Annotated in this window: 25 protein-coding genes; 9 read left to right on the top strand and 16 right to left on the bottom strand. The window is 64.2% G+C overall.

Going from position 1 to position 22826, the window contains the following annotated elements; all coding sequences use genetic code 11:
- Positions 1 to 73: 73 nt before the first annotated feature.
- From AC1RUK_RS17295 to AC1RUK_RS17320, 6 genes are all read right to left on the bottom strand, one after another.
- Positions 74 to 832, bottom strand: coding sequence for a YbaY family lipoprotein (locus tag AC1RUK_RS17295; RefSeq protein ID WP_481834643.1), 759 nt, complete (start codon positions 830 to 832; stop codon positions 74 to 76).
- Between the two features lie 79 nt (positions 833 to 911).
- Positions 912 to 1391: a molybdenum cofactor biosynthesis protein MoaE gene (locus AC1RUK_RS17300; RefSeq protein WP_481834642.1), complete on the bottom strand. Its 480-nt coding sequence runs from the start codon at positions 1389 to 1391 to the stop codon at positions 912 to 914.
- Between the two features lie 3 nt (positions 1392 to 1394).
- Complete coding sequence (gene moaD / locus AC1RUK_RS17305) at positions 1395 to 1652, bottom strand: molybdopterin converting factor subunit 1 (RefSeq protein ID WP_436175870.1); 258 nt, start codon at positions 1650 to 1652, stop codon at positions 1395 to 1397.
- 1 nt (position 1653) lies between these two features.
- Positions 1654 to 2250: a CDP-diacylglycerol--glycerol-3-phosphate 3-phosphatidyltransferase gene (pgsA, locus tag AC1RUK_RS17310; protein ID WP_436175869.1), complete on the bottom strand. Its 597-nt coding sequence runs from the start codon at positions 2248 to 2250 to the stop codon at positions 1654 to 1656.
- Positions 2251 to 2397: 147 nt separating this feature from the next.
- The gene (gene uvrC / locus AC1RUK_RS17315; RefSeq protein ID WP_481834641.1) at positions 2398 to 4470 is read right to left on the bottom strand and encodes an excinuclease ABC subunit UvrC; all 2073 of its coding nucleotides are present in this window, start codon (positions 4468 to 4470) and stop codon (positions 2398 to 2400) included.
- Positions 4467 to 5231 (bottom strand): SDR family oxidoreductase, encoded by a 765-nt coding sequence (locus AC1RUK_RS17320; protein ID WP_481834640.1) that lies wholly within the window; start codon positions 5229 to 5231, stop codon positions 4467 to 4469. Before AC1RUK_RS17320 ends, uvrC begins: the two co-directional genes overlap by 4 nt.
- Before the next feature lie 411 nt (positions 5232 to 5642).
- Here AC1RUK_RS17320 and AC1RUK_RS17325 point away from each other — a divergent pair, with 411 nt between their 5' ends.
- From AC1RUK_RS17325 to AC1RUK_RS17350, 6 genes are all read left to right on the top strand, one after another.
- Positions 5643 to 6302, top strand: a complete 660-nt coding sequence (locus tag AC1RUK_RS17325; protein WP_481834639.1) for an outer membrane protein — start codon at positions 5643 to 5645, stop codon at positions 6300 to 6302.
- A gap of 431 nt (positions 6303 to 6733) precedes the next feature.
- Positions 6734 to 7663 carry a sugar ABC transporter substrate-binding protein gene (locus tag AC1RUK_RS17330; protein ID WP_481834638.1) on the top strand — a complete coding sequence of 310 codons (930 nt, stop codon included), beginning with the start codon at positions 6734 to 6736 and terminating at the stop codon, positions 7661 to 7663.
- 48 nt (positions 7664 to 7711) lie between these two features.
- Positions 7712 to 8779 carry an ABC transporter permease gene (locus AC1RUK_RS17335; protein WP_481834637.1) on the top strand — a complete coding sequence of 356 codons (1068 nt, stop codon included), beginning with the start codon at positions 7712 to 7714 and terminating at the stop codon, positions 8777 to 8779.
- Between the two features lie 5 nt (positions 8780 to 8784).
- Positions 8785 to 9579, top strand: a complete 795-nt coding sequence (locus AC1RUK_RS17340; RefSeq protein ID WP_481834636.1) for an ATP-binding cassette domain-containing protein — start codon at positions 8785 to 8787, stop codon at positions 9577 to 9579.
- On the top strand, positions 9576 to 10535 hold the full coding sequence (locus AC1RUK_RS17345) for a cyclase family protein (protein WP_481834635.1): 960 nt from the start codon (positions 9576 to 9578) through the stop codon (positions 10533 to 10535). The genes AC1RUK_RS17340 and AC1RUK_RS17345 overlap by 4 nt, the downstream gene beginning before the upstream one ends.
- Before the next feature lie 14 nt (positions 10536 to 10549).
- Positions 10550 to 12028 carry an amidase gene (locus AC1RUK_RS17350; protein WP_481834634.1) on the top strand — a complete coding sequence of 493 codons (1479 nt, stop codon included), beginning with the start codon at positions 10550 to 10552 and terminating at the stop codon, positions 12026 to 12028.
- A gap of 76 nt (positions 12029 to 12104) precedes the next feature.
- Here AC1RUK_RS17350 and AC1RUK_RS17355 read toward each other — a convergent pair whose 3' ends face one another.
- From AC1RUK_RS17355 to AC1RUK_RS17370, 4 genes are all read right to left on the bottom strand, one after another.
- Entirely contained in the window at positions 12105 to 13376 is a 1272-nt protein-coding gene (locus AC1RUK_RS17355) for an ROK family protein (protein ID WP_481834633.1), read from the bottom strand.
- Between the two features lie 122 nt (positions 13377 to 13498).
- Positions 13499 to 13921 (bottom strand): GFA family protein, encoded by a 423-nt coding sequence (locus tag AC1RUK_RS17360; protein WP_481834632.1) that lies wholly within the window; start codon positions 13919 to 13921, stop codon positions 13499 to 13501.
- A gap of 77 nt (positions 13922 to 13998) precedes the next feature.
- Positions 13999 to 14376 carry a TfoX/Sxy family protein gene (locus AC1RUK_RS17365; RefSeq protein ID WP_481834631.1) on the bottom strand — a complete coding sequence of 126 codons (378 nt, stop codon included), beginning with the start codon at positions 14374 to 14376 and terminating at the stop codon, positions 13999 to 14001.
- Between the two features lie 169 nt (positions 14377 to 14545).
- Positions 14546 to 15142 carry a glutathione S-transferase family protein gene (locus tag AC1RUK_RS17370; protein ID WP_436175857.1) on the bottom strand — a complete coding sequence of 199 codons (597 nt, stop codon included), beginning with the start codon at positions 15140 to 15142 and terminating at the stop codon, positions 14546 to 14548.
- A gap of 394 nt (positions 15143 to 15536) precedes the next feature.
- Here AC1RUK_RS17370 and AC1RUK_RS17375 point away from each other — a divergent pair, with 394 nt between their 5' ends.
- Complete coding sequence (locus tag AC1RUK_RS17375; RefSeq protein WP_481834630.1) at positions 15537 to 16040, top strand: hypothetical protein; 504 nt, start codon at positions 15537 to 15539, stop codon at positions 16038 to 16040.
- 453 nt (positions 16041 to 16493) lie between these two features.
- Here AC1RUK_RS17375 and AC1RUK_RS17380 read toward each other — a convergent pair whose 3' ends face one another.
- Positions 16494 to 16775: a DinB family protein gene (locus AC1RUK_RS17380; RefSeq protein WP_481834629.1), complete on the bottom strand. Its 282-nt coding sequence runs from the start codon at positions 16773 to 16775 to the stop codon at positions 16494 to 16496.
- Positions 16776 to 17104: 329 nt separating this feature from the next.
- On the opposite strand from AC1RUK_RS17380, the gene AC1RUK_RS17385 reads away from it, so the two are divergent.
- Positions 17105 to 17704 (top strand): TetR/AcrR family transcriptional regulator, encoded by a 600-nt coding sequence (locus AC1RUK_RS17385; RefSeq protein WP_481839472.1) that lies wholly within the window; start codon positions 17105 to 17107, stop codon positions 17702 to 17704.
- Between the two features lie 72 nt (positions 17705 to 17776).
- Here AC1RUK_RS17385 and AC1RUK_RS17390 read toward each other — a convergent pair whose 3' ends face one another.
- The 5 genes from AC1RUK_RS17390 to AC1RUK_RS17410 form a co-directional block, all read right to left on the bottom strand.
- Entirely contained in the window at positions 17777 to 18391 is a 615-nt protein-coding gene (locus tag AC1RUK_RS17390) for a LysE family translocator (protein ID WP_481834628.1), read from the bottom strand.
- Between the two features lie 179 nt (positions 18392 to 18570).
- The gene (locus tag AC1RUK_RS17395; protein WP_481834627.1) at positions 18571 to 19023 is read right to left on the bottom strand and encodes a hypothetical protein; all 453 of its coding nucleotides are present in this window, start codon (positions 19021 to 19023) and stop codon (positions 18571 to 18573) included.
- A gap of 138 nt (positions 19024 to 19161) precedes the next feature.
- Positions 19162 to 20016: a 23S rRNA (adenine(2030)-N(6))-methyltransferase RlmJ gene (locus AC1RUK_RS17400; RefSeq protein ID WP_481834626.1), complete on the bottom strand. Its 855-nt coding sequence runs from the start codon at positions 20014 to 20016 to the stop codon at positions 19162 to 19164.
- Positions 20013 to 20630, bottom strand: coding sequence for a hypothetical protein (locus AC1RUK_RS17405; RefSeq protein WP_481834625.1), 618 nt, complete (start codon positions 20628 to 20630; stop codon positions 20013 to 20015). The genes AC1RUK_RS17400 and AC1RUK_RS17405 overlap by 4 nt, the downstream gene beginning before the upstream one ends.
- 8 nt (positions 20631 to 20638) lie before the next feature.
- The gene (locus AC1RUK_RS17410; protein WP_481834624.1) at positions 20639 to 21298 is read right to left on the bottom strand and encodes a TetR/AcrR family transcriptional regulator; all 660 of its coding nucleotides are present in this window, start codon (positions 21296 to 21298) and stop codon (positions 20639 to 20641) included.
- 85 nt (positions 21299 to 21383) lie between these two features.
- Here AC1RUK_RS17410 and AC1RUK_RS17415 point away from each other — a divergent pair, with 85 nt between their 5' ends.
- Positions 21384 to 21854 carry a carboxymuconolactone decarboxylase family protein gene (locus tag AC1RUK_RS17415; protein WP_481834623.1) on the top strand — a complete coding sequence of 157 codons (471 nt, stop codon included), beginning with the start codon at positions 21384 to 21386 and terminating at the stop codon, positions 21852 to 21854.
- Positions 21855 to 22826 lie beyond the last annotated feature (972 nt).

The following is a 22826-nucleotide window of genomic DNA, read 5'->3' on the forward strand; positions in this document are numbered from 1 at the left end:
GCCTTTTTTTCACCCAGCCCCAGCATCGCTCAGAGGAGGGTGCTGCCTCGGCAGCGCAAAGATCGTCCGACGGTCAGCTCGCGGCGTTGAAGCGCAGGATGTCCTTGCCGTCCTTGTCGGTGATGGTGAGCTTGCCGGCATCGACATGGTAGGACGCCGCCCTGGCCAGCGCCTCGAACAGCGCCTTCTCCTCGGCCATGACTTCAGGCGCGCAGGCCTTGAAGGTCGAGCCGATCTCGCTGATGGCGATCGTCGAACCATCGACCTTCGCGGTGGCGAAATAGGCGTTGCAGGGGCCGCTGCCGCCAGCCTTGCCGGCCTCGCTGATTCTGAACGTCGCCTGCGGCTCCGCAATCACGCCGATGCCGTCGATATATTCGACCAGCCAGCTCTGGCCGAGCAGCGCTGCCGCCGCGTCCGGCGCCACCATCTTCAGCATGATCGTCTGCGGCGCATCGCTCAGCGGATCGACTTGATGGCGCGTATCGGAGATGAACATCAGCCTGTCCTCGATGGTGATGCGCGCCTGCAGCGCATAGGTCATGTTGGGGCGGATCACCTGGGGATCGAAGCTGATCTCGAACTTGATCGGCACCTGGCCGGCCGGCGCCACCTTGCGCTCGCCGATGATCGCCGCCGGCGCATCGGCCAGCGACACGTCGGCAAGCTGGACGGACAGCACGGCATTGGGCGGCAGCGCGATGCGCTCGCGATACATCACCTCGCCCTTCAGGGTCTTTTCGGCGGCATTGGACATCTCCGGCACCGCCAGCATGCCGACGACCAGCGGCACGAAACCGAAGATGAAGAATTCGGCGATCCTGTCCAGCATGACCTTCTCCCTTGCCCAGGCTGACCGATGGCAACAGATTGGCCAAAGGATTGCGGTCAATGAATGGCTGCGGGAGAGTTTATTTGGACGGCGTCTTCCAGCGGCTGGCCGCCTTGTCGTCGATCTCCTTGGCGTCGACCCAGCCGCCCGCGGAGCCGTCGGCATGGTGCTCCTTCTTCCAGAACGGCGCGCGCGATTTCAGGTAGTCCATCAAAAAGTTCGCCGCCTCGAATGCCGCGTGGCGATGCGCGGAAGCCGTCACCACCAGCACGATGTTTTCGCCGGGAGCGACCTTGCCGTGGCGATGGATGACGGTGAGGCCTTGCAGCGGCCAGCGTTCGATTGCCTCGCCAGCGATGCGAGTGATCTCGGCATCGGCCATCCCAGGATAATGTTCGAGCTCGAGGGCCGACAGCCTGCCCTGCTCGTCGCGGCAGAGGCCGGAGAACGTCACCACCGCCCCGATGTCGGCGCGGCCTTCGGTCAGCCTGGCGATCTCGGCGGCGACGTCGAAATCCTGCGCCTGGATGCGCACGACAGGCACCACCGCGCCGGACATGGTTCAGCCCCCGGTCATCGGCGGGAACAGCGCAATCTCGCGCGCGCCGGCGATCTTCTCGCGGTGCTCGACATGTTCCTGGTTGATGGCGACGCGGATCACGTCTGGATATTGCAACGCGTGCTCGTATTCCTCGCCGCGCGACTTCAGCCAGCGCAGAAGGTCGGCGACCGTCTCGATGCCGGCGGGCAATTCGACATCCTCTTCCGGCTTGCCGATCCGTTCGCGCACCCAGGCGAAATAGATGAGCTTCGTGGACATCTCACTCGTCCATGATGTGCTTTAAGCCGGCGCGGAAATAATCGTAGCCGGTGTAGAGCGTAACGAGCGCCGCGATCCACAGCAGCACCAGCCCGGTCTGGGTGGTCAGCGGGAAAATCTTGTCGCCGGCAGGTCCCGCGAGCAGGAAGGCGATGGCGACCATCTGGATGGTGGTCTTCCATTTGGCCAGTTGCGTTACCGGCACCGAGACCTTCAGCGCGGCCAGATATTCGCGCAGGCCCGAGACCAGGATCTCACGGCACAGGATGATGATCGCCGCCCATAGCGACCAGCCAGCGATGCCAGCATGGCGGTCGGTGTCGGCGGCCAAGAGCAGCAGACAGGTGGCGACCAGCAGTTTGTCAGCGATCGGGTCGAGCATCTTGCCGATGTTGGAGGTCTGCTGCCAGGCGCGTGCAAAATAGCCGTCGAAGTAATCGGTGATCGAAGCGAGCAGGAAAATGGCCAGAGCCAACCAGCGGGCGAAGTCGCTCGACTTCAGATGGCCCTCAAGGAAAAAGCACAGCACGACCAGCGGCACCGCGAGGATGCGGGCGTAGGTGAGCATGTTGGGCAGGTTGAACGCGCGCTGGGCCATATTTTTGGGACTCTTTCTGCCTGCGTACTCAAATCAGAAGCGAATGTGGGGGGTCAACAGAACAATTTCGATTGGCCAGTCGAAAAGACCTGGGGGCGTATCAAAACTCAGGTCAGGCCGACATCACCTGAACAGCGATACACCTCGTCAACTCTCGTGGAAATGATTGTAGACGAGCTTGGCCACCTGCTCGGAAATGCCGTCGACCTTGACCAGATCCTCCACCGCCGCGCGGCTGACGGCCTTGGCGGTGCCGAAATGCAGGAGCAGCGCCCGCTTGCGGCCGGGGCCGATGCCGCTGATTTCGTCGAGCGGGCTCTTGACCATCTCCTTCTTGCGCCGCGCACGGTGCGAGCCGATGGCGAAGCGGTGGACCTCGTCGCGCAGGCGCTGGACGAAATAGAGCACGGGATCGCGAACGGGCAACGAAAACGAGTCCCTCCCCTTGACGAAGAAGCGCTCGCGGCCGGCGTCGCGGTCCTGGCCCTTGGCGATGCCGATGGCCACGACGCGCTCCTCGATGCCCAGATCGGACAGGATCTTGCGCACCGCACTCATCTGGCCCTGGCCGCCGTCGATCAGGATGACGTCGGGCCAGGCCGGGAAGCCGCCATTGCCCTCGATGTCGTCTTCCGTCTCGCCCTCGGCCTCGGTGCTTGGCGGCGCATCGCCATGCTCCTTCAGCAGCCGCGAGAAACGCCGCTCCATCACCTCGCGCATCATGCCGAAGTCGTCGCCCGGCGTGATCTCGGTCGAGCGGATGTTGAATTTCCGGTACTGGTTCTTCACGAACCCTTCCGGCCCGGCGACGACCATGGCGCCGACGGCGTTGGTGCCCATGATGTGCGAATTGTCGTAGACCTCGATGCGCACCGGCGGCTTGGCCATGCCGAAAGTCTCGGCAAAACCGGTGAGCAGCCTGCCTTGAGTCGAGGTTTCGGCCAGCCGGCGGCCGAGCGCCTCGCGCGCATTCTGCAGCGCGTTGTCGGTCAGGTCCTTCTTCTCGCCGCGCTGCGGTACCGCGATTGACACCTTGCGGCCTGCGCGGGTGGAGAGCGCTTCCGCCAGGAGCTCCTGCTCTTCAACGCCATGCGATAGCAGGATGGCGCGTGGCGTCGGCTTGTCGTCATAGAACTGCGCCAGGAACGAGCCCAGTACCTCGGCCGCTTCCAACGCCGGATCGGCCTTGGGGAAATAGGCGCGGTTGCCCCAGTTCTGGCCGGTGCGGAAGAAGAACACCTGGATGCAGACCTGGCCGCCTTCCTGATGGATGGCGAAGACGTCGGCCTCCTCGACCGTCTGCGGGTTGATGCCCTGGTGGCTCTGCACATGCGACAGTGCGGCGAGCCGGTCGCGATAGATGGCGGCGCGCTCGAAATCGAGGTCGGCAGAGGCCTGCTGCATGGCGGCGGAGATTTCCGTCTTCACCTTCTGGCTGCGGCCGGACAGAAAATCCTTCGCCTCGCTGACCAGGTCGGCATAGTCGCCATGCGATATCTCGCCGGTGCACGGGCCGGCGCAACGCTTGATCTGGTAGAGCAGGCAAGGCCTTGTGCGGTTTTCGTAGAAGGAGTTGGTGCAGCTTCTGAGCAGGAAGGCGCGCTGCAGCGAATTGATGGTGCGCCCGACGGCGCCGGCCGAGGCGAAGGGGCCGAAATAGTCGCCTTTGCGCGAGCGCGCGCCGCGATGCTTGTAGATGCCGGGCGAGACATGATCGCCGGTCAGCAGGATATAGGGAAACGACTTGTCGTCGCGCATCAGCACATTGAAGCGCGGCCGCAAGCGCTTGATCAGATTGGCTTCGAGAAGCAGCGCCTCGATCTCGGTGCGGGTGACGACGAACTCCATCGTCGCCGTCTCGCGCACCATGCGGCCGATGCGGCTGGTGTGGAACCGCCCCTGCGCGTAGTTGGTCACCCGCTTCTTCAGGCTGCGCGCCTTGCCGACATAGAGCACGTCGCCGGCCGCATTCATCATGCGGTAGACGCCGGGCGCATTGGGCAGCCGCTTGACCAAGGTCTGGATGACCTCGGCGCCGACCATGCCATCGGCATCGCCGGCATGCGGCGTCCAGTCTATTGCCGTGAAGCCGACGTCGGGTGCGGCCGAAATGGCTTCCGGCTCGACGATTTCTTCCGCGGCCTCGTCCTCGAGGTCAATGTCGGGCGGCAGATCGTCGGCGGCACCGTTTCGCTTGTGTTTGTGGTCTGCGGGACTCATTCCACCATGCCTGTCACATCGGGCGTCTGCCATGCAAGATGCTGGCCGCCATCGAGCGCGATCATCTGGCCGGTGATCGAGCGCGCCGCCCAGAGATAGCGGATGGTGGCGCCGAATTCGGGCAATTCAGGGCCACGCTTCAGGATCAGCCCGTCGACCTGCGCGGCAAAATCGCTGTCTTCCTGGCGCGCGTTCTTCAGCGTCGGTCCGGGGCCGATGGCGTTGACGCGGATGCGCGGCCCCAGCGCCTGCGCCATCATCTCGGTCTGCCTCCACAGCGTCGACTTCGATAGTGCATAGGAAAAGTACCGCGGCGTCGGTCGCCAGACGCGCTGGTCGATGATGTTGACGATCAGCCCCTCCTCCCCCTGCGGCAGCGCGCGGGCGAAGTTCTGCGCCAGAAGTGCCGGGGCCTTCACGTGGATGGCGAAGTGGCGGTCCCAAACGGCCCAGTCGAAATCCTCGATGCTATCGTCGACGAACAGGGAGGCGTTGTTGACCAGGAGCGTGACCGGGCCGAGCGCTGCCTCGGCGCGTCCCACGAGGTCGCCGACCGCGTCCATGTCGGTGAGATCGGCGCCGACCACGGTGGCGCGGCCGCCGTCGTCCCGGATCCGCGCGGCAAGCGCCTCGGCTGCGGCCAGCGAGCGGTTGGCGTGGATGGCGACGGCGAAACCGTGCCTGGCGAGATCCTCGACGATCGCCTTGCCGATCCGTTTTCCCCCGCCTGTAACCAGCGCCGTTCCGGCGGCTTCGCTCATCCTGTCAATCCTCAATCGCGGTCTCGATTCCGGCCGCCGGCAAATTATGACGCGCCCAGGGGTTAAATGCCGTTTCCACCTGGGGCAGGATTGTGGCAAGCGGCCCGATCGGCATTTCGGCTCCGGCCGAGACTCGGCCAACCGGACCGCAATATAGGGCGCTGGACTCCTTGCACCAAGCCGAGTGCGGTGCAGCATGCCAAGCGTGCTGACATCTCGCTGTTGCGAAGATGCAACGTCAAGGTTCAGCCTCATTCGCGCCGGGGAATGACCCAAGTTCAGGTTCGCTTCAGCCGCATTTCGACACGACATTTGGAACATACGAACGCCAGATCCGTTTCACCCCCCGGACGGGTCGATGGCGATCGTGAAAAACAAGCCTGTGTCCTGTGGCTTAAGGAGTAAAGAACAATGCAAGCCAATCTCAAATTCGCACGGCCGCTGGCTGTCGCACTCGGGCTCTTCGCCCTCAGTGGAACCGCCTATGCGGCGGACGTGGTCTCGGAAGAGCCGCCGGCACCGGCCGCCCCGGTTGCCGAACTTCCGGTCGCTTCCTGGGCCGGCCCCTATGCCGGTATCAGCGCCGGCTATGGCTTTAGTGGCCATGCCGATGCCCGTGACGCCGGCGTCGACGTGAAGACCAAGGGCTTCGTCGGCGGCGTCTTCGGCGGCTATCAGTGGCAGCAGGAGAACTTCGTCTACGGCGCTGAAGCCGATCTCGGCTACAACGGCGTCAAGGGCGACAGCGACGGCATCGACGCCAAGGGCGGCTTCGAAGGCTCGCTGCGTGCCCGCCTCGGCTATTCCGTGACCCCGGAGATCCTGCTCTACGGCACCGGCGGTCTCGCCGGCAGGAACCAGAAGATCACGGATAGCGTCACCGGCACCGACGACAGCAATGCGATGTTCGGCTGGACCGCCGGCGTCGGCACCGACATCAAGATCACTGACAACGTGTTCGGCCGCGTCGAGTACCGCTACACCGACTACGGCGACAAGGACTTCGGCTCTCTTGGCAACGTCAAGGTCAAGGACAACCGCGTCACCTTCGGCGTCGGTATGAAGTTCTGATTGTCGTTCAAGCCACGACACGAAAAGCCGGGCCTCGCGCCCGGCTTTTTTGTGCCTGGCGCAGCCTCGTTCCTAACCTTCTCCCCTTGTGGGAGAAGGGTGGATCGGCGCGCAGCGCCGAAACGGATGAGGGGTGCTGGAAGAAACGCGGCTTTGAAAGATCGAGCAATTTTAAGCGTTTAGTTCTCCAGCGCGGCGATCCTTCCAACACCCCTCATCCGACCGAGCTTCGCTCGGCCACCTTCTCCCACAAGGGGAGAAGGGGAAGCCCGCAATTTGCCGTTGCGTCACTCTGCGGCTTATGCCTATAGTTAGTACGTGGCTCGCACGAACAAACATTCCTAATCTGTGGCGACCCGCACTCAAGGCCCGTAGGGCTCCGTGCGGTCGAGATGCGAGCCGGAACACTCGGTCAAACAGGGGATAGGAACGTGAACCGCTTTCAGAAACTTTCGGCCGCGGCGCTGGTCGCGGCATGCCTCGCGCCGGCTGCCCACGCCGACGACAAGCTGACGATCGGAATCGTCACCTTTTCGACCTCCGACGTCGACACCAACCAGATGGTCGACACAATGAGCAAGGAGGCCCAGTCCAAGGGTTGGACGGTGGAAACACTCAACGCCAATGGCGATCCCTCGCAGGCGATCACCAGCATCAAGCAGCTGGCGACCAAGAAGGTGAACGCCATCATCGTCACCGTCTTCGATTCGACCGGCCTGGCCGCCGGTCTGCAGGCGGCGGCGGATGCGAAGATCCCGGTGCTTTCGGCAGGCGGCGGCATGGCCGACGGCATCGCGCTTTCAGCCAGCACGGGCGCCGCGCCACCGCTCATCGACCTGATGCTGAAGGATGTCGGCGACACCGGCACCCTGCTCGACCTCACCTATCACCCCGGCATCCCGTGCCGCGAGCGCGCCGATGCCTTCGATGCGGCGGTCAAGGCCAAGCCGGGGCTCAAGGCGACCTCGCATGAGATCAGCATCCCGGGTGCCGCTGAATCCTCGCAGGCCGCGACCAGCGCCTGGCTCGCCGCCAATGCCGATGCCAAAGGGCCGTTCGCAATCTTCAATTGCTATGACGACAACGCCATGGGTGCCATTGCGGCGCTGAAGCAGAACGGCCGCAGCGACGTGAAGGTCTATTCCTTCAACGCCACCGCGCCCGCCGTGCAGGCGGTCAAGGACGGCACGATGACCGCCACGCTCGGCGTCGATTTGACCTCGGCCGGCAAGATGCTTGTCGAGCAGATCCCCGACATTCTTGCAGCCGGCGACAAGTGGCAGCCGAAATCCTTCGTGCCGGGCTACACGCTCGTCACCAAGGACAATGTCGACCAGTTCATGAAGGACAATCCGCAGTAAGCTCTGCAGAATGACGGCCCGGCCGGCCCGGCCGTACCGGAGCCCTTCATGAGAGCCGCCATGCCCGCCGATCACTCCCTGCCTGAAACCTCCGCCGCGGCGGAGGCCCCTCGCCCATTGCCGTCGGCGGAGGCGAAGTCCCGTCCGGTCGTCGCCGGTGATCGGCGCGCGGGACTGATGCGCCTGCTCGGCACCTACGGCACCATCATCGTGCTCGGCTCGATGCTGTTGATCTTCTCGGTCCTGCAGCCGGGAACCTTTGCGACGATCGGCAATTTCCGCAACATCATCAACGACATGGCGATCGGCACCATTGTTGCGGCCGGTCTCACCGTGCCGCTGGTGGCCGGCGATTTCGACCTCAGCATCGGCTACGTCGCGAGCTTCTGCGGGCTGCTCGTGGTCGGGCTGTTGAGCTACAGCGGCCTGTCGATCCCGCTCGCCATCATGCTTGTCGTCGGCCTCGGCACGCTGATCGGCATCGTCAACGGCATCGTCGTTTCCAAGATCGGCGTGAATGCCTTCATCGCAACCCTCGGCACCGGCACCATCGTCGTCGGGCTGAATTACGCCTATTCAGGCGGCATTCCGCTGCAGCTCACGCAGAGCCGGGAATTCACCAACATCGCCATCGGCCGCATCGCCGGCGTGCCGCATCTGGTCATCATCATGGCCGTGGTGCTGGCGCTGCTGTGGGTGATCCTCAACCGAACGGTGCAGGGCCAGCACATCAAGGCGATCGGGGTGAGCCCGGAATCGGCGCGGCGCGCCGGCGTCGCCGTCGACCGCAGCCGCATCGTCGCCTTCGCCATCGCCAGCACCTGTGCCGCGATCGGCGGCGTGCTGATGGCCTCCAATCTCGGCTCCGGACAGGTGACGGCGGGCGACAGCTTCATGCTGACCTCGTTCTCGGCCGCCTTCCTCGGCTCGGCAGCACTCAGGGAAGGCCAGTTCCACATTCTGGGCACGCTGATCGGCGTGCTGACGGTCGCCGTCGGCAACAATGGGCTGGCCATGATCGGTGCGCCGATCTTCACCCAGTTCCTGTTCACCGGCTCGCTGCTGGTCGTCGCCGTAGCGCTCGGCGGCATCGGCCGCCGCTACGGACGGGGGTGAGCGAGATGGCACAGGCAACGCTGCTTTCGCTCCGCCACATCTGCCGCAGCTTCGGCGGCATCCAGGCGCTCGACAATGTCTCGCTCGACATCGCCAGGGGCGACATCATCGGCCTGGTCGGCGACAATGGCGCCGGCAAGTCGACGCTGATCAAGATCCTGGCCGGTGCGCATGATCCGACCTCCGGCGAGGTGATCCTCGAAGGGCGGCCGCAGAAACTGTCGCCACCGGCCGAGGCGCAACGGCTCGGCATCGAGACGGTCTATCAGGACCTGTCGCTGATCGGCACCTTCACCGCGGCCGAGAACTTCTTCCTCGGCCGCGAGCTGGCGCTTGGCCGCGGCCCGGCGCTGCTGCGCTGGATCCGCCGCAAATCGATGGGGGACACCGCCGTGCGCGGCCTCGAGCAACTCAACATCGACATTCCCGGCGTGCGCAGCAAGCCGGTCGACCGCATGTCCGGCGGGCAGCGCCAGCTGGTGGCGATCGCGCGCGGCGCCTTCTGGGGCCACAAATTGCTGCTGCTCGACGAGCCGACCGCCGCACTTGGCGTGCGCGAATCGCGCGAGGTGCTCGACCTGATCAGGCGGCTCGGCGCCCAGGGGCTGACCATCGTCATGGTCACCCACAATCTCGATCACCTCTGGCAGGTGTGCAACCGCGTGGTGGTGATGCGCCGCGGCCGCAAGGTTGCCGACCTCGCCAGCGCCGCCACTAATATGGAAGACGTCGTCGCCTACATCACTGGCGCCAGGGAGGCGATGACGCCCCGCTCTGCCATCGCGGCGGCTGGCGCATGAGCGCGACCGACACGATGACGCTACGCCGGCTGCTCGCCGACGCGCCCAACCGTTGGGGCCACTGGGGCGCCGACGACGAGATCGGCGCGCTCAACTATCTGACCGCCGAGCAGGTCATGTACGGACTGGCAACGGTGCGGTATGGCCGCACCTTCACCCTCGGCGTGCCGATTGCCACCCATGAGGGCGATGCGGTGTTTCCCGGCCGCTGGCCAGCCAAGCATTTTATGGTCGCCGACAAGGCCGGCTTCGAGAACGGCCACTGGCACCCGCTGCCTGGCGGACTGGAATTCGCCGACGACTATGTCACCGGCTTCGCGCAAGCCGGCACGCATTGCGACGCGCTCGGCCATATGTGGTTCGACGACACGCTGTGGAACGGCTTTCCGGCATCGAGCACCAATGGCGGCATGACCAGGGCCGGTATCATGCCGATCGCCGAACGCGGCATCGTCGGCCGCGGCGTGCTGCTCGACATTGCCCGCTTCCGCGGCAAGCCGGCGCTGGCGCGCGCCGAGACGTTCACGCATCTGGACCTGATGGAGTGCGCGCGGGCGCAAGGCGTCGACATCCTGCCGCGCAGCATCCTGCTTGTCCGCACCGGCTGGGTCGGCGCACTGGCGGCGGGTAGTCAGACGGTTGGTGAAAACTATTGGGAGCCTGGCCTGACCTTCAGCCTCGACCTGGTGCGCTGGTTCGACGAGATGCAGATCCCCAGCCTGGTCACCGACACGCTGGCCAACGAGACCACTTACGAACCCGAAACCGGCCTGATGCTGGTGCTGCACGCGGCGCTGATGCGCAACCTTGGCGTCGTCTTCACCGAGATGGCGTCGCTCGACGCTTTGGCCGCCGACTGCGCCGCCGACCGCCGCTACGAAGGTTTTTACTGCGCGAGCCCGGCCAAGGTCAGCAAGGGCACCGGCGGATCGGCAAATCCAGTGTTCATCAAATAGACGGAAATGGCTTCATGACTTCTGCAGAAACGCAGCTTTGCTTCCTGCCGGCCACGGAACTGGCCGAGCGCATCCGCCGCCGCGACCTGTCGCCTGTCGAAGTGACCGAGGCGTATCTGCGCCGCATCGAAGCGCGCAACCCGTTGGTCAACGCCTACACGCTGGTGCTCGGCGACGAGGCGATGGACGCCGCGCGCGTCGCCGAAAAGGCGGTGATGGCCGGCGGCCCGCTCGGTCCCCTGCATGGCGTGCCGGTCGGTATCAAGGATCTCGATGACGTCGCCGGCGTGCCGACATCGATGGCCTCGCTTGCGGTCAAGAACCGGGTGCCGAAGACCAGTGCGGTGGCGGTCGAGCGCCTGCTCGGTGCCGGCGCCATCGTGCTCGGCAAGACCAACACGCCGGAGTTCGGCCACAAGGGCATCACCGACAATCTGCGCTTCGGTCCGACCAGCACGCCATGGGCGATCGGCTACAATTCCGGCGGCTCCTCTGGCGGCAGTGCGGCGGCGGTGGCAGACGGCATGGCGGCGCTGGGGCAAGGCACGGATGGCGGCGGCTCGGTGCGCATCCCCGCCTCGTTCAGCGGCTGCGTCGGCTTCAAGCCGTCCTTCGGCCGCATCCCTTCGGTGACGCGTCCCGACGGCTTCCTGTGGGGGCATCCGCTGGTCCATATCGGACCGCTGACGCGCACGGTGGCCGATGCCGCGCTGATGGCCAAGGTGATGGCCGGTCCGCACAGCCGCGACCCGCTCAGCCTGCCCGATGACGGCGTCGACTATGTCGGCGCCGTGCAGGCGCCGGCGCGAAAGCTGCGCGTCGCCTACAGCCCGCGCCTCGGCAATTTTCCGGTCGACCGCCAGGTCGCCGCCATCATTGCCGGCGCGGTCGAGGCGATGCGGCAGAATGGCATCGCGGTCGATGAGGTCGAGCTCGACTTCAAGGCCGACCACAAGGAACTGGCGGCACTCTGGGTGCGCACGATCTCGATCCACTATGCTGCGATCGCCGTCTACTGGAAGCAGGAAGGCATCGACCTGATGGGCGAACACGCCGCGGCGCTGACGCCGCAATTCCTGGCCATGCTGGAGGGCGCCTACAAGGTGTCGGCGGTCGAGCACGCGCTCGACGACCTTCTGCGCACCGGCGTCAGCGACGGGCTGGAGGACGTGTTCGAGACGCATGACCTGATCGTCTCGCCGACGCTCGCGGTTCCACCGGTGAAGAACGCAACCGATGGCAACACGATCGGCCCGACCTCGATCAATGGCGAGGCGGTCGACCCGCTGATCGGCTGGTGCATGACCTACCCGATCAACTACACCGGCCATCCGGCGATCTCGGTGCCGGCCGGGCTGACGGAGGAGGGCCTGCCAGTCGGCATGCAGATCATCGGGCGGCGGCATGCCGACGAAAGCGTGCTCGCCATGGCGGCGCGCTTCGAGCGCATGCGGCCCTGGTTCCAGAGTTTTCCTGGGCTGGTGGGGCGGTAGGCGGGGCGAAACAGCCAATCTCCCCCGCAAGGGGGGAATTTGGCTCTCATTCCGGCTTTCGACAATCTTCACAGACCTAAATCGGCAGCTGCAGCAGCTCCGAAATCACCAGCCCCGCTGCACCCAGCAGCGCCGCGCCATCGCCTGCATCGCCGGCGATGAATTCGATCGCACCGCCCGGCCGCGCCGGCACCATGGCGCGGACGTGGGTGGCGATGGCTTCGAGCAGGCGGTCGCCGCCGAGCACGACATCGCCGTGCAGGATGAAGATATTGGGTGCCACCGTCTGCTGCAGGTTGGCGATGCCGACGGCGACGTTACGGGCGTAGCGATCGAGCAGTTTTTCGGCGCCCGGCACCTGGCGCGCCGCCATGTCGGTGAGACGGCCGGAATCGATCAGTTCGGGTTCGGGCAGACCTGCACCGGCTGCCTCGCGCCGCAGCCAGCTCAGCGTCGCGATCGTGTCCCAGCAGCCGCGCCGGCCGCAGCGGCAGAGCTCGCCGTCGAGCTGTACGAAGGTGTGGCCGAGCTCGCCGCCGGCACCCGCCGTGCCGCGATAGAGATGGCCGTCGAAATAGAGCGCGCCGCCCAGCACCTCGCCGGTGTAGACGACGGCGAATTGCCTGACGCCGCGCCCGGCGCCGAACCAGCGGTCGCCGAGCAGCAGGGCGCGGGGATGGTGGTCGAGCTTGACCGGCAGGCCGAAGCGGCGACCGAGCTCATCGGCGAGCGGATAGCGGTCAAGCGCCGGCGCGAGATTGACGGTGACGATCGATCCGCGATCGGTGTCGACCATGCCGCCGACACCGACGCCGATGCCGAAGGGCGTTCGCCGCGCCTTGGCCAGCGTGTCGCCGACGCATTCGGCGATGGTCTCGATGATAGGCCCGACCGGCCCCCGACCATCGGGCAGCGCCATCTTGCGCTCCGCCTCGATCTTGCCGTCGAGCGTAGAGACGCAGGCATGAACCGCGTCCGGCATCAACAGCACGCCGCAGATCGGGCGGGCATTGGGCGAGAACCACAGCGGCCGCGCCGGCTTGCCGCCGCCGGGATTGGCGGGGATCGGATCGCTCTCGATCAGCACCTGGTCGTCGATCAGCGGCTGCACGATACCGGAGATGGTGGTGCGGTTGACGCCGGCAAGCCGCGCCAGTTCGGCACGGCTGGTCGGACCGAGATCGAACAGCGCCTGCAGCACGCGGCCGCGATTGGTCGAGCCGACCATAGAGGACGACAGCAGCGCCTTGCGCGGGCGCCCTGCCCGCTCCGCGCCCGCTGTATCGCCGGGCGGCGTGAACATGGCGTTGCGCCCGCCATTTGGGCTGTCGTCGTCGGTTATGTTCATTGCAAGGGTTTCACGCCGCCATTCTCAAAAACCTTTCTAGCCCAAGAGCTTGCCGGTTTCGAGAACTTTGTACGAGCGGGCAACAAACTTGTCCGTTCAGGCAGGTGCGCGTTCGCTCCACCTCAGGGCGTATCGGCAGAATCCGACGGAGCTTGCTGAAAACCCTGATGAGCGGGAAGCGACTGCAGCCGGTCGAGCCATTTCACCCGCGAGCGCATGATGACCTGCGCGTCCGGTTGGTATTCGCCCGGATCGGTCATCGTGGCGGCGTGGACGTGAATCTCCGAAGGCCATTTCCGGGAACGGAAATAGAGCCTTGTGCCGCAGAACGGGCAAAATCCCCGAAACGTTCCGGGGCTGCTCTCATAGTGCACGATCTCGCCGGTCCAGTTCAGATGCTCCGGCTTCGTGCCCAGGAAGGCTGTGACGGGGGACGACGTGGCGCGCTGGCAATCGGCGCAGTGACAGACCAGATTGCGCGTCAAGTCTCCGGAGTAGGTCCAGGCAACGGCCCCGCACATGCAATTTCCTGTAAGATAGACCATCGCACCCTCCCCTCGCCGTGCGCCCCAGCTCGGCAACTTTGACTCGACTGAACTCAGAATGCCGCTGCGCCACCCGGTCAGGCGCGCTTCTTTGCGACCTTGGCCGGTTTCGATTTTGGTGGAAGCGTGCCGACGAATGCCAGCGCGAGATCGACCCAGCCGCCAAGATCGGCTTTTGTCGCGGTGCCTTCCGGCGCGACATGGACGTAGCCCTCCATCGAGCGTCCGCCCATCTCCATGACCCGCGCATGCGGGCGCGCGACCGCCGCTTCATGCGCGGCCTTGCCGACGCGAACCAGCAGTCCGCGCTTCGAGGTTCCGACGAGCATGTTGCCGTTGACGAGAACGCAGGTGCCGCCGAACATCTTCTGCTCGGTAAAGTCGCGTCCGGCAAGAGCGGCGCGCAGACGGTCAAGCATGGGGTCTACTGTGCTGTCGCTGGCTGATTTCGGCATGCTCACCGCCCCTGTGCGATTTGCAGGGCGACAGCCAAGCACGAGTCCGGCGGCGGTTCAATATGGAAGTGGAGCGCGGCGGAGTTGCCGATCTCCCCCCTCGTGGGGGAGATTGGCCGTCGCTTCTGCTTTCGCCAATTGCCAACGTCAGTGGCGCCTTCCGTCGCCCTCAGCCCGGAACCGCCGGCTTCAGTTCCGGGAATTTCTCGTCAAAACGCGCCGCCCAGCGGGTCAGCCGGCCGCGGCCCTTTTCCCATTTGCCGGCAAAGCGCAGCGCGAGGTAGCCGAGGCAGGCGCGCAGCGCCATCTGGCCGGCAGTGATCTTCTTCGGCAGTTTTGGCGGGTTGGCGTTGAGCAGGTCGAGCGCCGCGGTGATCTTTGCCCACTGGCGATCGAGCCAGGGTTGGTAGACCATCTCCTCCGGCCGCGTGCGCCGCTCATAGACCATCGACAGCGCACAATCGCAGATGCCGTCGGCCATGGCCTCCAGCACTTCGGCCTCGAGCCGTTTGTCCGGGTTGCGCGGAAACAGCGCGTTCTTCGACAGGCGGTTGAGATGCTGGGTAATCGCCCGGCTGTCATGGATCGAGCGGCCGTCGTCGAGCACCAGCACCGGGATCTTGCCGAGCGGATTGGCTGATATCAGCTCGGCCGGCTTGTCCTCGGTCTTTACAGGCACGAGATCGACGGCGATGTCGGCATAGAGTGCCGCCATGCGCACCTTGGAGCTATAGGGGGACGTGGACGCGTAGAGCAGCTTCGGCATGATCGGTTCCCTGTTTGCGGACCGGCACTGTTGACCGGGCACCCTCGCCCACGCAACAGCCAGGACGAAGAAATCCTGCCGCCAGGCATCGGCGCTGCCTTCGGCGAGCAAGAGCACCTGGGCGTCTACACGGAAGTGTTAGTGGTGAAGGTCGCGGGCTGGATCTCGCGTTTGCCGACTATGCCGCCAGCCGCGATCCCGCGCTTGAAAAGGCTCTCGCCATGGCGAGGTAGACCGGGCTTCTTGCCCATCTTTCACGGCAACAAAAAAGCCCCACCGGACTTCGCCGTGTGGCGAAGTCCTGGGAGCTGCGAAAGATATCTACGTCCGCCCCTCTTTTCGTGCGCCTCAACACCGGTGCGGAGAGCGCGGCGCATCCAAGGCACCCGCCCTCATGTCCCGGTACTGTCCCCGGCGCGCGAAGAAACGCGATTACTTCTTCGCGGCCTTCGCAGGCGCCTTCTTGGCAGGCGCGGCCTTCTTCACCGGTGCCGAAGACTTCGCTGCAGCTGCCTTGACCGGAGCCTTGGCCGGTGCTGCTTTCTTCGCCGCAGGTTTCGCCACAGCCTTTGCAGCCGGCTTCTTGGCAGGTGCTGCCTTCTTCGCCGGTGCAACCTTGGCCTTGGCCGGTGCTGCCTTCTTCACTGCGGGTTTCGCCGCGGCCTTTGCAGCCGGCTTCTTAGCCGGTGCTGCTTTTGCCTTGGGCGCTGCCGCCTTCGGCTTGGCAGCGGGTGCTGCTTTCTTCACTGCAGTCGCGGCCTTCGCCGCTGCTGCTTTTACTGGTGCTTTCTTTGCCGGTGCCTTGGATGCCGGCGCTTTGGATGACTGCTTAGCCATGCGATGCCCCTTGCGTTGTTGCCGATGGCCGTTAGTGACCCGGCGTGTCATGCTTATCTGACTCGCGCGTGTCTAGCCAGCGAAGCATTACAGTGATTTTATCAGATTAAATTTCGGTTACGACCACAATGCGATCGTGCTGATCGTCGAAGAATTTCGCCAGGCATCTTTGATCTCGCAACGAAGTTCTGTGACGGAAATTCTTCGCGCTCTATCTTGGTCGATCTTGTCGACGCGCTCAGGATTTTTCGCGCGGGTTCGACCGCGGACATCGACTGCGCGTTGCGAAGATCATGAAGAGTTTTCGGATCGCTCGCTTCGTCTTGTCCCGTGCGACGAAGGAGGGTGAAGACGATAGCAACACGACAGGCGCGCCGTCGCATCATCTTGCGGCATTTGACAAGAAGTGAGCTTTTAGCTCGCTTTTTTCTGGAGATCATGGTGCCGACGTCAGAGTCTCGTTTGTGCCGACATCGTCAGACCGTAAACTTTTGCAATATCAGTCGCTTAGCGGCTAACGTAACGCCTGCAACCGCCGCGAAGGCTCGGTCTGGTGGAGATGAACGGCGAACGTATCCCATGGCGGCGTGATGGAAACCTGCGAGAGCATGCGCCCGACTTCGCCGCGATGGTAGCCGCCATGGATGATGACATGGGTCAGCATCTCCTGGCGCGACATCAATCCCTTGTCGCCGTCGGTGAAGACGAACGGCACGGGCTCGGACAGATAGTCCGGCGAGACGGTTTCCAGATAGTCCAGATACCAGCGGTCCGATGCCGCGACATCGGCGCGCACCGATCAAGCGACGGCGTTTCTTCGGTGTTGTCGGCGACGTAGCCGTGGCGTGCGCCGGTGAGATGCGCCGCGAAGATTTTTGACACGACGTGGCTGTGATTGAGGAGACGGATCGCGACGAGGCGCTCCTTGGCGTGCGCATGTGAGTCGAGGCTCGCGAGTTTCTCCAGCGACTCATCATTGGCCCAGGCCTGATAGGTGAAGAGGCTGCGAAGCAAGGCCAGGGCGCTCATGGTCGGTTCCCTTGTTTGGAAATGTGAGTATGTTGTTTATATTCTGGCGAAGATGGAGCAGGCATGTCTACTCGCATTGCAAAGCCGCGCTCGCGCATGCGCAAGGAGCCGAGCCAGGCGCGTTCCAGGGCAACCGTCGAGGCGATCATCGAGGCGGGTGCTCGCGTTCTGAGCGATCTCGGATGGGCCGGCTTCACCACCAACAAAGTGGCCGAGACGGCGGGCGCCAGCATCGGCTCGCTCTACCAGTATTTCCCCGACAAGCTCTCGCTGGTCGAGGCGATCCGGCGCCGCCACTTCGATCAGGTGCTCGCGGTTATCAGCGATGCGGCAGCGGACGAGAAACCGCTCCGGCAATTCGCGCGCGAACTCACGCGCGGCATGATCGCGGCGCACAGCATCCATCCGACGCTGCACCAGGTGCTGCTCGACGAAGCGCCGGGCGATCGCGGCTCTAGGGCAGCGCATGCCGCTTTCCAGTCGCGCTATCTCGAACGCTACGCGGCTGCCGTGGCGCAGTATCGCAGACGCACGAAAGACACTGAGACCGTGGCGCGCGTGCTTTCCTCCGCGGTCGAGGGCGTGATCCACAATGCGGCGCGACGCGGCATGCTGGAGGCGCCGGAATTGCAGAAGCAGCTCGTTGAGCTGATCTGCGCTTACCTGTCCGGACAGCACAGAACCGCGCCGCGATAAGATGGGGAAGTCACGCCCTAGGATTGCCAGCCGCAAAGATCATGAGATGTTGCCCAACTCGGGATCATGCTCTCAGCGCGTGGCGACCACGGCGACGCCAGCACCGATCATCACGCCGCCCGCCGCGCGGTTCACGCGGCGCACGATCCTGGGCGTGCGCAACAGGTTGCGGGCGCGGGTGGCAAGGATGACGTGGCCGCCGATCACCACTGCCTCGACGGCCAGGATCACCACCATCAGCATGCCGAGATGACCGGATGTGAGCGACGCGCCGACAACGTTGGGCAGCAGTGCGACGTAGAACAGCGGCATCTTGGGATTGCCGAGGTTGAGGGCGATGCCCGTGGCAAAGATCGTCAACAACCCGCGCCCGCCCGAAACGGGCTGCAGTTCCGGCACCACGGGGACCGCAGTCCACAGCCTGACGCCCATCCAGATCAGGTAGGCCGCTCCACCATAGCGAAGCACTGTCATGACGACCGCCATCTTGGCGGCGATGACCGACAGGCCGAAGGCGGCGAGCATCAGAAAGAGGAGGATGCCGACCACCGTTCCGGCGCCATAGGCAATGCCCGATGCAGCGCCGCCGGAGATCGTGCGGGCGACGATCGTCATATTGTCGGGGCCGGGACTGGCGTCGAACACGAAGAAGGCGGCCGCAAAGGCAGAGAGGGTCGCAAGATCCATGAAAATCCCGAAAGTGATTGTTGCTCTCGGGCGTTCAGACTAGCCGATTTGCCTGCCGGCGATAGAAGGAAAAATTAGGATCTTCGCGACAGGGCTGCTGCCGGCAACATGCAACACCGAAGCGCTGCGACCTATTTCTGGCCGCAGGCGCGAAAATGTCCTGGAACGGAAAGCTGCGTTCAGCGCAGGACGCGGCAGCGGCCGTTGTAGACCATCCAGCGGTCGAAGCCCGCGACGCAGAATTCGACATTGTCACCGATCGAGGCAAAACCTTGCCCTTCCTCGATCAGGTACCAGATGGTGCGGTCGCGGCCGTCCGACAGGGCGACCGTGGCGCCGCAATAACGGCGGCCGATCGGCCATTGTTCGCTGGCCGGCAGATAGCGGTGCTGGTGGATACGGCGGAAATCGGTGATGGCGACATCCGGCAAATGCGGCACGTGGTGCACCTGGTAGGAAAAGCGGCTGGTGATCTTGTTCAACACCCAGGCCTGCCCGCACACACCGCTATCCTCGTCGGAATAGACGGAAAGATCGGCGGCATGCGCCGCCTGGGTGAAGCCGAGCGAGGTGGCGAGCGGCGTGCAAAGCGAAATCAGGGCGGCAAGGGCGGATTTGGCGAAGCGAGTCATGACAGCCTCTCAAGTTCGATTGCGCGCACTGTGCGGAATCGCCGGTCAGCGGTCAAGCGGTTGCGATGATGATGGTTTCCAGCTTCAAACTCGCCATCCGCCGGAGGTGGGTTCGCAAGGCGGATGCTGCTGTCGCCTTTACCCCGCCTCCCCCGCCAGCCACCGCAGCGACCAGTCCGCCGGGCGCCCGACCGCGAGCAATCTGTGCAGGGCCGGCAGCAGGAGGCGCAACTCGCCCTCAAGCGTGAAGGGTGGGTTGACCACCACCATGCCGCTGCCGTCGAGACTGGGCTCCGACGAGGCCGGCCTGATCTCGAATTCTATGTCGAGCAGCTTGGGGATGCCCGTCTGCTTGAGCGCCTTCCTGAAGGCGATGACCGCCTTGCGCTCCTTGATCGGGTACCACAGCGCATAGATGCCGCCCGGCCAGCGCTTGTGGGCCTTGACCAGCCCGTCGACCAGACGGTCGAATTCGCCCGCCTCTTCGAATGGCGGGTCGATCAGCACCAGGCCGCGCTTTTCCTTCGGCGGCAGTTGCGCGCCGAGCGCCAGCCAGCCGTCGAGTTCGATTACCCTCGCCTGGAAGTCGCCGGCAAAGACCGCTTTGAGCCGGTTCGCATCGTCGGGATGCAGTTCGATCGCCGTCAGCCGGTCCTGCTTGCGCAGCAGATGCCTGGCGATCAGCGGCGAGCCCGGATATTTCTTCAAGCCGCCGTCGGGGTTGAGCGCGCGAACCACTTCCAGATAGGGCGCCAGAAGGGCGGCCGCCTGGGCGCCGAGTGCACCGTCGACCAGCCGGCCGATGCCGCCCTGCCATTCGCCGGTTTTCTGAGCTTCGGCCGACGACAAATCGTAGCGGCCGATGCCGGCATGGGTGTCGATGACGCGGAACGCCTTGTCCTTCTGCTTGAGATATTCGAGCAGGCGCGTCAGCACGACATGCTTGACGACATCGGCGAAGTTGCCGGCGTGATAGGCATGGCGGTAGTTCACTTCGAGCCCCTGCCCCAGCGCGGCGGCGGTGGTTGCGAGTTCGGGTTTTCCGGCCGGCCGCCACCACGGCCAAAGACCATCGCCAGCACCAGCCCGATCAGGCCGGCCGCCATCAGCGAGAAGCCGACCGGCCGCGCCCTTTGGTCGATCTCGCCGGTGCCGGCGCGCAGCACGAGGTCGACCGCGCGCATCGGAATGTTCTCGGCATCGCCAAGGCCGACGGTGAACAGATAGGCGCCGGGGCTGACCGTCTCGATCACGCCCGCCTCGTCGCGAAAGATCTTGTCCGGCGATTGCGGGCTGGGCTGGCGCGGGTTGTCGGAGCGGTTGAACTGCAGCGTCGAGGCGAGCGCCGTGCGGCCGCCGGCTGCGGCGGTCAGCGTCAGCACGGTGCGCTGCTGCGAGACGATGCGCTCGGCCCGGGCGGTCAGGTCGACCAGCACCCTGACCGGTGCGTCGCTTGCGGCAAGCGGCACCGTCACCGGCCTGAACCGGCCCTTCTCAAAGACCCGCCAGGTGCCGATCTCATGACCGGAGAAGTTGCTCATCGCCCAGGGATAGGCGACGCCGATCGCGGCTCCGGCGAGCAGGATCAGAACAAACAGAAAGCGCATGCGCCCGGCTACCTCGAATTGGCGCCGCCAAGGGCGCGCTCCATCTCGTCGAGCAGCATATCGAGACCGAGATCGAATGTCCGGTCGAATTCGGCGGCGCCGAAATAGCGGCCGGCGGCAGCAACATTCGGGAAATCCCGCGCAAGCTGCTCGTCGCTGACGGTGGTGACCGCCGACGGGCCCTTGGCATAGCCGGCGGTCTCGTCGAGGATCGCGCCCATCAGATAATAGCCGACGGTGCGGAACAGCCGCGCGCTCAGTTCGGGACCGAAGCCTCCGGCCTCGAACAGGCCGAGGATGCCACTCAACCATGCAAGGCAAGCCGGCGAATTCATGCGGTAGGTGACGAGGAACGGCGCGAAGGCCGGGTGCTCGCTGCCGATGCGGCGGAAGTCGTGCATGGCGATGTGCATCCTCTGCCGCCAGGGCAGACCGGCGTCGGGCATTTCGAGCGAGCCGATCAGCCGGTCGACCAGGGCTTCGTGCAGATGCGCCTGCGAGGGGAAGTGATGATAGATGCTCATCGCCTCGCAGCCGAGTTCGGCCGCCAGATTGCGCATCGAAAAGCCGGCAAGGCCCTCCCTCTCGATCACCTGGAAAGCCGCATCCTCGATCATCTCGCGGGACAGCCGCCCGCGTGGTCGCTTTTTTTTGATCGAAGAGTCCATGGCGTCGCTTGACAACTTACACTGTAAGGCTCATTTTCCGCATTACCTTACATCGTAAGGCTAACAAACACCAGAGGAGAAAACCATGTCTGCCTATCGTATTCCTTCATCCGCGCATTCCTTCATCCGCCGTGCATCCTTGCTCGCCGCTGCAGCCTGCGCCTTAGCGCTCGCCCAGGTGCCTGCCCAGGCCGACGACTATGACGCTGCCATCAAGGACATCCAGTCGACCATGGGCGGCGTGCCAAGCTTTGTGAAGCAGTTCCCGAAAGCCGGTCTGCCCGGCGCATGGGCGGAGGTCAAGGCTATCCAGCTCAGCGACAAGACGGCACTGCCACCGAAGGTCAAGTCGCTGATCTCACTCGCCGTGGCAGCGCAGATCCCGTGCAGCTACTGCATCTGGTCGGACACGCAGGACGCCAAGCGCGCCGGCGCCACCGACGAGGAAATCCAGGAAGCCGTGGCCATGGCCGCGCTGACCCGCCACTGGAGCACTGTCTTCAACGGCATGCAGGTCGATTTCGAGACTTTCAAGAAGGAAATGGGCGGGGAATAATTCCCGCCGGCAAGAAGGAAATGGGCGGGGAAGATCGCCGTCACCAGGAAACGTCAGGCATGGCCCACCATCGGCGGGCCATGCCTGTTTTCGTGACGGCCGGGTCGCGCAGAAAAGTCGCGCAAACGTTGCATTGCGGCTAAACAGCTATCGCTAAAATAAGGCGCCTCGGCATAATGGGGTGTATCAGCGCCTGCCCTGTGATTCGGGTATGGCCCCGCATGCGATTTTAATGAGGGGATATTTGATGCGCGAAGTTCATGGGCAGCACCAAGGCCGTCACTGCAGGTCAAATTTCGATAGCATAAATGGATTTGTGTACAGGGTGCTCGTCTTGGGCAGCCTGCTGGCGACATCCGGATGCCAATACTTTATGTCGGGCGGATTGTTTTCGTTCAATTCATCCCAGACCGGAAGCGCAGCTCTGGTCAGCGTGAAGCCATATCCTAAAATTCAAAACAGACCCGTCGCTCGCCCGATCAGCAAAGTGCGCATGAACCCCTACCTCGGAGCCGCCGCGCATATTTGCAGCCCGAGCGGTTTCGGGCAGCAATCGCATTGCTTCATGAGGGTCCAGAGCCAGACCCCGGCCGAGAATATTTAAAATTTTATCATTACCCAAGGAGATCGCGGGCCGCCGCAGGCGTGTCTTCTTCCAGACGTGGTAGTCGGCAAACCTTTGACTTCCGCTCGCGAAATTTCAGGCGCTCCTTTGCAATCCTGGCAAATGAGGACCAACCACTTTCGCCTTCCAGGTCCCTGCCAGTGCGATGCTTGGACCGAGGGAGAGACGTTCGCCCTCGCCCATGATTAACCACTCACCAACGAATACGGTTAATGAATCTCTAATTTAGTTGACTAGTTTGTCCACAGGTATATTTTTATATGCGTTGGGTGTGCAATTTGGGCGAGCAATCCGCGATGGTGGCAACCAGACGCGTGGTCGCGATTCAGGGGTATTGAATGCTGAGC

This window comes from Mesorhizobium monacense (assembly GCF_056781675.1).